At 63.3% G+C, this 12852-nt stretch carries 10 protein-coding genes; 2 read left to right on the forward strand and 8 right to left on the reverse strand.

Annotation, left to right across the window (positions count from 1 at the left end):
- Positions 1-121 precede the first annotated feature (121 nt).
- The 6 genes from FB560_RS06395 to FB560_RS06420 form a co-directional block, all read right to left on the reverse strand.
- Positions 122-1339 carry a phospholipase D-like domain-containing protein gene (locus FB560_RS06395; protein ID WP_141871589.1) on the reverse strand — a complete coding sequence of 406 codons (1218 nt, stop codon included), beginning with the start codon at positions 1337-1339 and terminating at the stop codon, positions 122-124.
- Positions 1336-4728, reverse strand: coding sequence for a serine/threonine-protein kinase (locus tag FB560_RS06400; RefSeq protein ID WP_141871590.1), 3393 nt, complete (start codon positions 4726-4728; stop codon positions 1336-1338). The genes FB560_RS06395 and FB560_RS06400 overlap by 4 nt, the downstream gene beginning before the upstream one ends.
- 1077 nt (positions 4729-5805) lie before the next feature.
- Positions 5806-6732, reverse strand: a complete 927-nt coding sequence (locus tag FB560_RS06405; protein WP_141871591.1) for a toll/interleukin-1 receptor domain-containing protein — start codon at positions 6730-6732, stop codon at positions 5806-5808.
- A 439-nt stretch (positions 6733-7171) separates the two neighbouring features.
- Positions 7172-7870 (reverse strand): SIP domain-containing protein, encoded by a 699-nt coding sequence (locus tag FB560_RS06410; protein WP_141871592.1) that lies wholly within the window; start codon positions 7868-7870, stop codon positions 7172-7174.
- A gap of 70 nt (positions 7871-7940) precedes the next feature.
- On the reverse strand, positions 7941-8336 hold the full coding sequence (locus tag FB560_RS06415) for a RidA family protein (RefSeq protein ID WP_141871593.1): 396 nt from the start codon (positions 8334-8336) through the stop codon (positions 7941-7943).
- Positions 8333-9808, reverse strand: coding sequence for an FAD-dependent monooxygenase (locus FB560_RS06420; protein WP_141871594.1), 1476 nt, complete (start codon positions 9806-9808; stop codon positions 8333-8335). Before FB560_RS06420 ends, FB560_RS06415 begins: the two co-directional genes overlap by 4 nt.
- Before the next feature lie 50 nt (positions 9809-9858).
- Here FB560_RS06420 and FB560_RS06425 point away from each other — a divergent pair, with 50 nt between their 5' ends.
- On the forward strand, positions 9859-10479 hold the full coding sequence (locus tag FB560_RS06425) for a TetR/AcrR family transcriptional regulator C-terminal domain-containing protein (RefSeq protein ID WP_170198081.1): 621 nt from the start codon (positions 9859-9861) through the stop codon (positions 10477-10479).
- Positions 10480-10543: 64 nt separating this feature from the next.
- Here the strand turns inward: FB560_RS06425 and FB560_RS06430 are convergent, their stop codons facing one another.
- Both FB560_RS06430 and FB560_RS06435 read right to left on the reverse strand, forming a co-directional pair.
- Positions 10544-11056, reverse strand: a complete 513-nt coding sequence (locus tag FB560_RS06430; RefSeq protein WP_141871596.1) for a hypothetical protein — start codon at positions 11054-11056, stop codon at positions 10544-10546.
- A gap of 37 nt (positions 11057-11093) precedes the next feature.
- Positions 11094-11915 (reverse strand): leucine-rich repeat domain-containing protein, encoded by an 822-nt coding sequence (locus tag FB560_RS06435; RefSeq protein WP_141871597.1) that lies wholly within the window; start codon positions 11913-11915, stop codon positions 11094-11096.
- A gap of 171 nt (positions 11916-12086) precedes the next feature.
- On the opposite strand from FB560_RS06435, the gene FB560_RS06440 reads away from it, so the two are divergent.
- Positions 12087-12773, forward strand: a complete 687-nt coding sequence (locus FB560_RS06440) for a hypothetical protein (RefSeq protein ID WP_141871598.1) — start codon at positions 12087-12089, stop codon at positions 12771-12773.
- Positions 12774-12852: the final 79 nt, after the last annotated feature.

A 12852-nucleotide genomic window follows, 5' to 3' on the forward strand; every position in this document is an offset into this window, starting at 1 on the left:
GCGCCCTCTGCGCGGGTGGAGACGCCTAGAAGATTGGGGGAGATACACGATCCTGCTACCAACGGCCCATGGGCCGCAGGTTCAAATCTTTGTAATCCGGAATCGATGCATGCCGCGTCTATCAGCGGCGTAGTCGCGCCTCAGCTTCACTGGTGTAGGTGCTCGATTGCGTGCGTCGCCCGGCACTCCAGCTGTACTCCGAGCCCGTTCGGCCACCCGACAGCCAATCGAAAGTTGTCTCTATAGTGACGTCATCGGATATGAGATAGGACGTTCCGGACAGGTTCGCGTATGACACGGTGATGTTCGGTGTGGTCCGGGATAGCCTTCGAAGGCGTTCGGCAGCGCTCTGCTCCACGCGAGACTCCTCGGCGATGATGATCACCACACTGGTGCCGGTGCGTGCTCGATCCCTGAGGTACCTACAGAACGTTTCATTCACGACATCGCCGCGTGCTGACTGTGAGGCGATGAGCAGTCGCCTTCTCGAGTGCAACACCGCTTCCAGCAGATAGTCGAGGTGCTCGATGGATAGCACGTCGGACTGCCCCGCGTCGGGCGTCGCGTTCATCCCGAACCGGGGATCGGGAATGAAGGGGGGACGTGCGACGGCCATGTGAAGTTGCCCCGCGGCAGCGGTGGTCTGGAGCGCTGATTCATGGGCAACTGAGATTTCGTCGTCGACATACACGGCCAGCTCGAGCTCCTGCGATGAGCTGTCTCCAAACACGAGCAACTTCGCTGGAGCCCAGAGATGGCGCCGGCCAGCAAGCCTGTTGACCCGAAGAATTGTGGAGCGCCGGCCAGGCACGATTCGATTCAGATCAGCGATCTTGATGTCGTTTACGCCAATCGCGGCGGTGGCTGCGGCGGGAACGAGCGTCAGTCCTCGCTGTGTTGCTTCGCGGCGCCTCATGAGGGTCGACTGTGGGTAGGCAACGGGCTGCCAGGCGAGCCGGTCGAAGACGAAGGCAATCTCTTTGATCTCTGGCTGCGTCGCAGTCAGATCACGATTGAACGCCATTCCCTGCGCAGTCAGGGTGAACCGTGTCGAGTCTTGTCGGGTGAGGTTGCCCGCGCTTGTTTGGCGCACGGCTGCATCGAGGAGGAGATCGTGTGGCAGGCCCATGTACTTCGCGACGTCGTCGATCGTGTCGACGCCCGTCGCTGTGAAGCGAAGGAGGAACTCATCGATTGCCGGCAGGCTTCGCCGGTCTTGGATCAAGACGTCCGTGCGGAGAAGGGATACAGGCAGAGCTGCGTCCTCAACACTGAGCAGCTTGAGTCCCGGTCGCGCGTCTGAGTATCGGCGGAAAATACTCGTGTAGGTCTGGATCATTTGTCTACCGGCCTGAGCTCGCACTCTCCCGGGTGGCGCTCGACATAGTCGAGGACCTTCGAGAGCCCGCTGTCCTGGGACCTTATGAACTCGGCGTCGCCGATGATCGACAAGCCGAAACGTGCCCGGGAGAGAGCCACATTGATGCGGCGCCAGTAATCCGGACCAAGGAATCCTAGACTCCCTCTGTCGTTACTGCGGGTTACTGAAAAGAAGGCGATGTCTGCCTCCCGCCCCTGTACCGCGTCTACGGACATCGCCGTCACTGAGAGGTTCTTGAATGATCCGGCCGCGAGACGGCGGCGGATGTCGGCGACCTGGCTCATATATGGCGCAATGGCGAGAACTCTGAGCTTCTGGCCCGATTGGGGACGAATGACTCCTCGTTCGAGTGCCCGGTCGAGGCTGAGAATCTTCTCCACCATAAGTTTCGCCTCGGCGCGGTTGGCTACAGAGGTCCCCGCAGCACTTGCCTCCCGGCGTTCGTTACCGAGGGAAGAGGTATCGATCCATGTCACTGGTGCGCCAGCCCAGAGATCGTATCCGGGTAGGCCATCGTTACGCGGCGACTGAAGAAGGCCCTCGTAGAAGCACTCCGAGATCATCGCACCTATGGGGTTGATCATTCGATATTGATGTTGAAGTAAGACCTGCGAGTCAGCTGGCAGATGGTCGACGAGCCGTTGAAAGAGAGTTTCGGCGATGTCGGACGGCGTCAGGTTGTGTTCGGCCAGGATCCCGGGGCTCCGAACGAGATCTTCGTCGCTTGGAGGCAGTTGTCTGGTGTCGCCCACCACGATCCACTGCTTGGAACGCGACAGAGGAATCAAGGCTTCGGTCAACGTTGCCCGCGAAGCTTCGTCGACGATGCAGACGTCAAACTCTGTGTGGGCAACGGCCTTGTGGCGCAGGAGGCCAACGCACGTGCCGGCGACGACCGATGTGGTCGCCAAGAAAAACTCCGCGATGTCCTCGTCTGATTCGATGCGGTCAATCCACTGGGCCTGGAGCTCAACGCGAGCTAGGAAGACCTGCGCGTGTGGCTTCCCGGTGAGGATGGCGGCGAGTGCTTCTCGCGCACCGACGGGCGAAAGGTCGCTGTCCAGTAGGAGGTCGCTGCCGAGGAACGCCTGAGCGCCTCTAACGTGTTCTTTAATGCGTTCGTTAAGGTGCTCGATCCGGCCCTGGATGTCATCGGGTTGATCGACCGGTTCATCGTCTTCAAGGCCCGTGACGGAACCTGTCGATACCGGTTTCTCGTTGAGCCTGGATGCCAGAAGGAGGCGTTCGGTCCCAAGGGTAGCGACTTGTTCCAGGAGGACTGCAGCGCGGGCGTGATGCACAGGGATGTCGTACTTGATCGCCTCCTGCTCGATTGTTGCTTGAGCTCGTTTGCGTATGTCGTCTGCCCAACGGGGGAGTCGGTTCTCAAGGAGTAGTGAGTGAACAGCGGGGTCTACCGCTGACTGGTCGGATCCCGCCAGACGGACGATGTTGGTGAGGCCCACTTGGGAGATTCGTTCGAGCGCGTTGTCGACTGCTGGGTTGGTCTGCGATGCGATGAGTATGCGTTTTCGTGGGTCGCTGCGAAGCAACTGGTAGACCAGCTCCGCGATGAGTCGGGTTTTGCCTGTACCGGGAGGCCCTTCGATGACCATAAGCCCAGAGTTGCCCAGCGCGAGTTCAATCGCACGCTGCTTGTCGGCGTCCATGTCAGAGTGCCAACTGGTGACGCTGTGCCGAACGGGGGAGGCACTCGCCGAGGGGTCAACGACAATCTCGCGGATCGTGCTGTTCGGCACCTTGCCGTCGCGGATGAAGTTGAGAGCTGACCTCTGCCGTGAGAGAGCAATCGTGCTCGGGGCATCAAACGGTCGGAGGGTGCCTCGCGGCGGGATCGACTTCGCCTTCCTCCGAAGCAGGATCGTCAGATCCTTCCCGTCCTGTTCGACAACCTCGCCGCTGACACCGCGGAAGGGCTTCTCGGGAGAGATGGCCTCCCAAAATGTGCCCACGAGGTCGATGTCGGGCTCATTCAGGAGTGCGAAGGTGACCCGGCGTTCCACTTGTCCGCAGTGTCGGTATGCCATGGGTTGGGCAGACCCACGCGCGAGTTCGGCGCGGGCATCGAGGATGCGGCTCCACAGATCGAACAGCTCGTTGACTTCTGTGTCCGCGTGTGGGGAGAGCCGGGCGTCGAGATGGGCTTCGAGTAGGCGTTGCAGCGCCTGCCATCCACGCACTGCCGCGGCTGGATTTGTGGGTCGTCTCAACTCCCATCGAAAGACGGCTGGAAGCTGAACCGACCGGCGACGTTCTCGCTCGATCGTTTCGAAGTCCCGATGGGAGGCCGCGCTGATCGTAAGTGGGTCACCGTCTCGCCGAGGAGCCGATAGCGAAAATCGGTAAGAGGCGCCGTAGAGGAACATCCAGGAGCGATCAGGTGCCCCTGACTCTTGAATCCCGAACTCGGCGTGGATGGCTCCTTCGAGATCCTGGGCGACCACTGATTCTGCTGTTGCCCCCGGCGCGCGTTGTTCCAGGTCCTGACGTGCGCGACTGCTGAGACTGAGCCAGAGAGTGTTCTGACGTTTCCCGGCGTCGTCCGCTATCAGGTGCCAGGCATCCTCGAGGATGCCCTCAAGCTCCGTGGCCGACGACGGCCGCAGGTTGGGATCGAAGTCGACGCAGCGTGCGAGTATGTCGCGGACGCCGTCAGGAACGCTCGCGGCAATCAGTGCAGGCCGGATCTGGTCATAGTCAGAGATTGGTCCACCTGTCATGCATCGGATGGCGAGCACCCCGAGGCTGAAGACGTCGCGAACGTACGGTCTACGCGTCTCTTCCTCGGGCGGCGCGTAAGGGACCGAACGGAACCGTCTGACCGTGTGGGTACTGGGCGGACCCGACGCTTGGACCGTAGCGATCCCAAAATCGGCGACAAGGGGGCGCTGTTCAGCGTCGACAAGGATGTTGGCCGGTTTGATATCGCGATGCTCCATGTTGTTGAGATGCGCATACGAGATCGCGGAGACGATCGGCCGGAACATGTTGATGTAGAAGTCGTCCCAGCGGTCCCAACTGCGTTCCAACAACAGTTGATCGAGACTGGAGTCGACCCAGTCGAGCACAACGTAGGGGGTCTCGGTGTCATCGACTCCCGAATCCCGAATCCCGATAATGTTTGGGTGAGACAGACGCTGGAGGGCTTCGGTCTCACGCTCGAACATCCGCTTGGCGAATTCGTCTCGCCGTGGCTGGATGAACTTCACCGCCACGTAGTCGAAGGCCTTCAGATCAAACGCACGCACGACGGTGGACTGATTGCCTTGCGGAATCTTCGGCCCATCACTCTGAAGCGCATACTGCTTCTTGAGCACCTCACCCATGGATCTCCTCTTCAGACGCTGTAACACTATCGACAGTGTCGGACAGCTCGCGCGTGGAGAAATCGGTGGAGACGAGCCCGTCACGGACTCGCCAACATCGGGGCGCGAGAGATCGGGTCGAGAGACCGGGGGCAGGCTTCGTCGCCTTCAAGCAGCGCTAAGCGTGTCTCAGATGCCGGCACGCGGCGGAGGATTTCTTCCTCAGTATTCTGCTGGGTCACCTCAGCGCATGCGACTCGTTATCAAGGACCCGCTCGCCTTTCGCGATGTCGTAGTGTGGACCGCTTCATCCGGCGGCGTCTCGAACGAGTGCGGGCTGAACTCGGTCTTGAACTTCTTTCGACGGAACGCCGTCACCGGCGGGAGCCGATCTTCGATGCGTGGGATCGCTTCAAGACTGCGAGGTGCTCGGATCGTGGCTGCTGCTCTGTCAGCTCGTGGGCGCTGCTGTCACCGAGGCTGACCAGCGAGATCTCGCCGCTCGGGAGCTTGCAGAAAGAGCGACAGCTCAAGCCCTTGCCCACACAGCGTTATCCCGAGCGTGTGTCGAGGTCGCTCGGCTGCGCGGCTCGTTTGAGCATGACCCCGGCGTACGCTCACTCGCCGATCTGCGTAGTCGCTACGGTGCTCTGTAGGAGGTCTATCAAATCGTTCAGCGTGTACTGTCCGACATCCTGTTCGCGATCGCTTTCTGGCACATCGACGATCGAGACAGTCGCGACGGCTCCCGCGGTCTGTTTTCTGCTCTTGCAGTGGAGGATTAGAGCGACTTTGGGGGCAGTGGCGTGGGCACTGAACATCCAGAGCGGGTGCGGGATGGCATTCCGATGTGCTTGCTCCTCGCGACATCTGGTGCAACTGCTCGATCTTCTATTTCCCTGTCGTCTCGTCCGACGGCAGGTGAGCGATGCGGTCTTGCAGGTAATTGATCCTTCCGTGGACCGCCAGGAGTCAGCCAAGGATCTCGAAAAACTCTGGAGGCGCCGGGTCGCGGAAGGCAGCGGCCGGAACTCCGCACGCGCCGACAGCTGTGTCAAGACTCGTCGTGGTGCAATGTTCCCTCTCCTCGACGCACCGCTAGAGCGCTCTCGCGGCGCGTTGCCCGGCCACTGTTGCCTGAGCGTGCGCGGTGCCATCGAGTGTCGTGGTCACACGGCCGATGAGGCGCTCCATCTCGAGAACTGATACGAGCGCGTGAAGTGTTTCACGATCTGTCTCGTCGAAGCCGCCCGACGAACCGTGATTGACGAAGTGCGTGAGGAGCTCGTCGTGCAGCCCGTCGACATCGATCCCTCGTTTCCTCAGAACCGCCAACCAGACTCTCGGACGCAGCCTTGTGATTGTCGTTCCGCCAAAGGACCTCGAAACCTCAACAAGTCTCTGGTCAGCGAGGGAGGAGATGGCCTCTTCAACAAGCTCATGACTCAGGTCGAGATCAGCTAGCCGCTCAAGCAGCTGCCTCGAGCCGACTGATCCAGCGCCGTTCTCGAGGATCATGTCGACAGTCGCGTTCATCACGGCATCGTCCACGGGGTTTGGTAAGAGCTTCGGTGCGCGGCGTGAGTAGGCTGGCGGAGCTCCGAGTGGAGGCGCGACGTCTGTACTGAACAGCGTCCCGGAAATGTCTGAGACGACCCCCTGCGGCCCGAGCGACGCGAGGGAGCTGTAGCGCAGATGCTGCAGCGCGGGTGGCACTTCCACGTCGTCGATCAAAACGGGGATGATGCGTGTCCCTCTTTGAATCCGTCGGATCACTCCGGCGTCGAGCTCCTCAGCGACCCACGGCTTGGTGATCGAAGTGTTCGACAGAACAACGATGAAGACGTCCGCTTTGTCGATGCCGTGCGCGAAGACCTTGTCGACGAGTGAGTCGCCTGCTCGGATTTCCCACTCATCGACCCACGCGTCTATTCCCGCGGCTCGAAGGTTAGTGGCGAACTCGGTCACGAACCGTCCCTTGTCCTCGCTGGCGTGGCTTATGAAGGCTTTCGGTGCGTCGGGCATGCGCTCAGGTTAGCCGGACCGGCGGACACAAAGCGTAGTGAAGGAGAGAGTCTCGGTTTTTTCGGACGCCCGTGCCCTGGCGCCCCGGTGCCGGCTCGACCTGCCTGTGTGCCGACGTCGGCACGCACCTTACTGAGGGGTGAAAACGATGCCACCAACTCCGCAAAAACTCTAGAGAATCTGTGGGCGACTACCAAGAGCCGGGACCTCGCCGGGACCTGATGCATGCAAACCGTGCAATCCATGACGTGAGATGGGGTCCTCTGAGGGGCAGAGATGCCCGGAAAATCAAGGAATCCGGTCGAACCGTCTACCTGGGGGTCAAGGGGTCGCAGGTTCAAATCCTGTCAGCCCGACACAGAAAGCCCTGATGAGACATCAATCTCATCAGGGCTTTGTCGTGTCCGGCAGCAAGCTTTTCAGCCATTCGCATACGGCATCACAGCCCTGCCCGTCCGGTCGCCCAGTAGGGCTTGGTCGTGACGGCTCGGCGGTCGAGGAGTCCGTGGCCCACGAGCATCCGGCGCTGCTGCTGAAGGGAGCCGGCGTGTCCGAGGAGCAGCGCGCCGTGGATTCCGTTGAGGCGGCCGTCCGCGACAGCTTCTTCGAGCCACGCCTGTATCGCGGTTCCCGGCTCCGTGCGGCCGGGGAGGAGCTGAAACTGGGGCCATCTCTCCCGCAACGCAGCAACGGAACTCGGAGCGGTTTCGAGCGCCACAATCGATGACGGAACGGCGCGAGCGTAGGCGTCGATGGTGCCGAGTGCTGACCCGTCGCCGAGGATGAGGCGTGGGGCGGGAGGAAGTCGCAGCGGTCGGTGCTTGGTGGCGACCAACGTCACGTCTTCTCCTCTGCGCAGCCGGCGTACCCAGGCGGTTCCTGGTCCGTCGGCGTCGAGAGCGACGAGGATGCCGAGCCGGTCATGCCCGGTGACGCGGTAGGCGGTGTAACGACGTGCCTGGGTTGAGGTCACCATGATCTGAATCTCGTGACCGGGTTGCCAGCCTCCTGTGGGTGGGCTCGCCCGGAACTCGATGTCGAGGAAACCCGGCGCGGGCGCCGCGATATCGAGAACGTGGGCGGAGTAGCCGCTCAGTGTCTGGGCGAGCGTGCCGACCAGCGCGGGAAATGTGGGCATGCGGGTGCTCCGGCAGTCATTCGGTAAGGGGCGGATTCGTGTCGGCAGTGGAGGACCGCTCAGCGTGCGGTCATGGCTCCAGGTCGACGACGAGTTCCACTTCCATGAGTGCCTCGGGTGCGAAGAGGGCGTGGACGCCGATCAGCGTGCTTGCGGGCGGTTCGCTGCGCCCGTCGCGAAGCGGACCGACGACGTCGAGGAGCAGCGCGGGGTCATAGTCGACGACATAGACGGTCTCTTTCACGATGGCGTCTCGGGAGAGGCCGAGTTCATCGAGCGTGACGTCGATGTTTCGTGCGATCTGCTCCGCCTGTTCCCGGTGGCTGCCGATCCCCGCCCACGTGCCATCCACCCGTTGGGAGACCTGCCCGGAGATGAAGGCGAGCGGTCCGGTCGCCCGGACGATCTGGCTGGTGAACCCGGGCGCCCCGTGCAGGGCGGCGGGGTTCGACCGGTGGGCGGTCATCGGTGGGTTCCGTCTGCCGTCGGAGCGCCGCTGATACCAGAGAGGCCGTATCCGTCGGGGCGGACGATGATCGACCCGGCCGGGGGAAGGTCATCGGCGCGGATTCGCACCGCCTGGACATCGACAACCGGCGCCTTGCTGAGAACCGCGGGCATCGAGAGGGGAGGATGACCCGGCACGCTCACGCGGACGAAGTGTCCGTCGGACAGTGCGCGGTGCACCGATGATCCGTCGGTCAGCGGCAGGTCGGGAATCCGTCGTCCCACCCAGGAATCCGCCTCCGCCTCCGCAGCCAGCGGCTCGGGGTAGGAGACCGAGAAGCCGGACACCTCTCCGGCCATGGCGCGGTTGGCCTCCGGAACCGCGAGCAGGCCGCTGACGACCTCGCGGAGGGAGGCGTTCGCGGGGGTGAAGGTGGATACGAGCTGATACTGGGCGACAGTGTTGGCGAACAGTCGTTCTCCGATGGGTCGTCTCTCGCTCTCGTAGGTGTCGAGGAGGTACTCGGGAGCGCGGCCGGTCGCGGTCAGTGCGAGCTTCCAGCCCAGGTTCATCGCATCCTGCACTCCCACGTTCAGTCCTTGACCGCCCATCGGTGCGTGGATGTGTGCGGCGTCTCCGGCCAGGAGGATCCTGCCCGCGCGGTACGTGGAGGCAAGCCGGGTCTCGTTGGTGAAGCGGGTCAGCCAGGAAGCGTCGCGCGCGCCGAAGTCGCTGCCGGTGGTCCGTCGCAGCGACTCGCTCAGCTCGTCCAGGGTGAGGGGCTCATGCTGCGGTACGTGACGGCGCGCGGTGTCCAAGACGATGACCCGCGAATGGACGCCGTCGCCGGACGGGATAATGTTCGCCCCACCGAACTCGTTCTGGCCGCCACCGAGCGGCGCGCCGGCAGGAAGGTCGAGTACGACATCACCCATCGCGATGGAGTCCGTGGCAGGCAGCCCCGGGAAGTCGATCCCCGCGGTTCGACGCACGATGCTCCGCGCACCGTCCGTGCCCACCACCCACCGCGACGAGACCGCCGTGCCGTCCTCCAGTGCGAGATCGACCCGATCGCCGCGGTCTTCCACCGCCGTGACGAGCGCGCCGCGCCGCACCTCGACGCCGACCTCGAGCGCGTGTGCCTCGAGGATGGCCTCGGTGCGCGACTGCGGGATGAACAGCGTGAACGGGTGCGGCGAATCGAATGATGAGAAGTCCAGGCGCGTATCCAGGCCGGCGAAGTGCCAGGTCGGCATCGGGCGCCCGACTTCCAGGAAACGCGACGAGAGTCCGCGCAATCCGAAGGTCTCCAGCGTGCGCCCGTGGATCGTCAACGCGCGAGACTGGGTGACCCGCTTCCGTCGTCGCTCCAGCAGCACGACGCGCGCTCCGCCCAGGCTCGCTTCGGCGGCCAACCAGAAGCCCACCGGACCGCCTCCCACGACGGCGATGTCGTAGCCAGAAACCTGTTCCCTTACATCGTTAGTCATACCGGGAGTATTGCTCTAACAGTGTTAGGCTGTCAAGCGGAGGGATGCAGATGGACCGTCAAGAGATCGTCGATGCCGCGCTGGACCTGCTCGATGAAGGGGGCGAGGCAGGCGTCAGCATGCGAGCCGTCGCCACCCGTCTCGACGTCAAGGCGCCCTCTCTGTACTGGCATTTCCGCTCGAAACAGGATCTCCTCGAGGCCATGGCGGATGCGATCGTCGCCGAGATGGGAGATGTCGCGGTCGGCGACGGCGATCCTTCCGAGCAGCTCGTCACGCTGTTGGCTCGGTTCCGCACGTCGTTGCTCGCCCATCGCGACGGCGGCAGGGTCTTCGCCGGCACCTTCGCGCTCGGGCCGCACGTCCTCGACCTCAGCGAAGCGGCCGTGCCTCTGCTCCTGCGCAGCGGCGTCGACGATCCCGGTGATGCGTTGGATTCCTGGTTCAACCTGGTGCGGTTCACGGTGGGGTCCGTCATCGAACAGCAGTCCGCTGTCGATCAACCCCATCAGGTCGACCGCCGTAGCCTGTTCGAGCAGCTCAACGCAGAGAGACCGACGATGCTGCGGGTGGCCGCACGCATCTTCGAGCCGGACGAAGACCGACGATACGAGCGGGGAGTGCGACAGCTCCTGCGCGGCGCTGATTCACCTCGAGCCTCGACGGACTGAGCTCTCTTCTCGCGCGAGCAGCGGCACGCCATCCGCGCTCTCGAACCGCCGCAAGCGCTTCCCGTCAACTGCCGGCGGCATCGAACAGCAACCTGTCGACGACCTGTTCGCGCCGGGCTGGCCATGCGCTGATGTACCTCAGCAGATCCTCGAAGTGAGAGAACGCGACGACCGCCTCTTCGAACTCGGGCTCCGTCCCGTGGACGACTGCTCCGTCGTCGCGCACGGCCACGTACTCGTACCCGTTGCGAACGGAAAGCAGGATAGGGAGGTGACGCTTCCAGAATCGGGAGACCGTGGCCGCCTCGTCATCCGATGTCGTCGCCTGGAGGCTCAGCTGTTCCCACTCGTTCCACGCGAACGCGCCCTCGGCGTCGGTCGAGTAGTCGTCACGGGACAGGAACCACACGGTGTCGTCTGAGTTCGACAGCACCGAGAACGAGGACGCCCAGCGGATCACCGTCTCGGGTGCGGTGTGCAGCGCGGCGGGAATTCCGTCTTCCGCGGACGTCGACGGCTCGTACGCCCACCCGGCGCCCTGCAGGCATCTGATGGCACTTCGGAAGAGTTCCGTCATGCCCCCAGGCTGCCGAGCAGCTTCTTCGGGCAGACGATCACCACGTCGCGCCGGTGTTGGCCCAATCCAGTGTCGACAACTTCGCCTCGATCTTTTCGAGGCCGATGGTCCCGCATCCGACCAGGGTGAGCCTGCGCAGTCGGGGGAGGTCGTTGATGGCGGCGATACCGGTGATCTTCTTGCAGTACTGGATGTTCACGATCTCGAGTTGCTGCAGAGTGGCGAGCTCCGAGATGTCCCCCAGAGAGGTGAGGTTCTTCAGGCGCAACGACTCCAACTGGGGGAGCGCGCTGATCCCGGTGAGGCTTGTCAGCGTGCGTCCACCGATCAGTCCGAGACGGCGAAGCCCGACCGGTTCGACGAGACGGAAGATCTCCTCGTCCGTGGGCACGTTCAACAGGTTCAATTCTTCCAGCGGGAGTTCGAGCGCCTGCCGCACATTGTTCAGAGATCTCTGCGGGTAGAGGGAGAGAGCGCGGAGCCGGGGGAAGTGCTCGTTCTTGAAACGGAAGGGTTCGCCGACGTAGAGGGTCTTCAGGTTCGGCACCACGACATCCGGCCACACGAGGGTCCGATCGCTGATGTGCACCGAAAGCTCTTCCAGGCTGTCAGGGAGATCGCCCTGCCGCAGTTCGGTGACGACGGTGGGGAGGACCTTTCCTGGGCCGATGCTGAGCGATCTCAGATTCGTCATCGCCGTGATGATCTCGGGGAGACGATCGATGGGCCCCTCGAGGGGAGACCACAGGTGCACATCGGTGACGCGAGAGAGATGCTCGGTGTCGTAGGGCTGGTCGTAGAAGACGAGGTCCCTGTCCGGCACATCGAACTGGTCCTGGTGCGCGCTGTGCAACACCATGGTCCGCTTCGTCGTTGACACACTCATCCGCTCACCCCTGAATCCGTCGGCTGTCGTCGTCGCCACGACCAGATTACCGGCGCGCGCTGTCGTCCTTCCGGCCGCGGCGCGCCGGTCCCGCAATGCCTGCGCGCGCATCAGGTGCGTCCCGGTGGTCGGGATAATGGAGGGGTGACATCGAATCAGGAGGTCGTGACCTACGACGGATTGCCGGCCTCGGCGGGTGGTGCGCACTCGCTCCGCACGAAGAATCCCCGTGCGGCCGCCGAGCGCGTGCAGGCGTTCGTCGATGCCACCGTGCTGACCGTCGGTGCGCCGGAGATGTCCTTCCAACTCTGGGCCGGAGGCCCGCCCGACGTCACCGGCCGCTTCGAATCGTTCGCGGCAGCGCACTTCGGCGGACCGCAGAGTCGCCAGCGCACGCACACCCAGTGGCGGGTTCGCTCAGAGGACGTCGATGCCACGCTCGACGCCCTCAGCGGTGCTGACTCCGGAGCGGTGACCGGCCACGGTCATCCGCTGGCCTCGCTGGTCTGGAACGCGCAGGTGGCTCTGATCGACCCCGAGACAGGAACGTCGTACGAGGGGATCGATGCCGATGCGTTCGGCCGGTTCGCGGTAGATGGTTACGGGCGCCTCCTCGGTACGTCCGGGGTGCGTGCCACGTTCGGCACGACCGCCTCCTCGCTCTCGCTCTGGCTCGCCTTTCCCGCCGATGATCGCTTGCACGATGCCGCCGCTCACGTGCAGCAGCATCTGCCTTTCCGGATGTCGACGAAGCACTGGCGTCGGTGGCGTGCCACGAAGGATAGGCAGTCGTACCGCGCGGCCAAGATCACATCACCGCTGGTGTCATGAGCACGCCGTCGAAGCTCCATCGGCTCTGCGTCTTCATGACGCCCGCGGATGAAGCACGGTTCAGCGACGCCGTGCGAAC

The organism is Microbacterium saperdae (assembly GCF_006716345.1).
In the GTDB taxonomy this organism is placed as follows: Bacteria; Actinomycetota; Actinomycetes; order Actinomycetales; family Microbacteriaceae; genus Microbacterium; species Microbacterium saperdae.

Excerpts from the sequence above, each read along its gene's own strand:
- FB560_RS06395 (WP_141871589.1), bottom strand. The coding sequence starts at position 1,339 with ATGATCCAGACCTACACGAGTATTTTCCGCCGATACTCAGACGCGCGA.
- FB560_RS06400 (WP_141871590.1), bottom strand. The coding sequence starts at position 4,728 with ATGGGTGAGGTGCTCAAGAAGCAGTATGCGCTTCAGAGTGATGGGCCG.
- FB560_RS06405 (WP_141871591.1), bottom strand. The coding sequence starts at position 6,732 with ATGCCCGACGCACCGAAAGCCTTCATAAGCCACGCCAGCGAGGACAAG.
- FB560_RS06410 (WP_141871592.1), bottom strand. The coding sequence starts at position 7,870 with ATGCCCACATTTCCCGCGCTGGTCGGCACGCTCGCCCAGACACTGAGC.
- FB560_RS06415 (WP_141871593.1), bottom strand. The coding sequence starts at position 8,336 with ATGACCGCCCACCGGTCGAACCCCGCCGCCCTGCACGGGGCGCCCGGG.
- FB560_RS06420 (WP_141871594.1), bottom strand. The coding sequence starts at position 9,808 with ATGACTAACGATGTAAGGGAACAGGTTTCTGGCTACGACATCGCCGTC.
- FB560_RS06425 (WP_170198081.1), top strand. The coding sequence starts at position 9,859 with ATGGACCGTCAAGAGATCGTCGATGCCGCGCTGGACCTGCTCGATGAA.
- FB560_RS06430 (WP_141871596.1), bottom strand. The coding sequence starts at position 11,056 with ATGACGGAACTCTTCCGAAGTGCCATCAGATGCCTGCAGGGCGCCGGG.
- FB560_RS06435 (WP_141871597.1), bottom strand. The coding sequence starts at position 11,915 with ATGGTGTTGCACAGCGCGCACCAGGACCAGTTCGATGTGCCGGACAGG.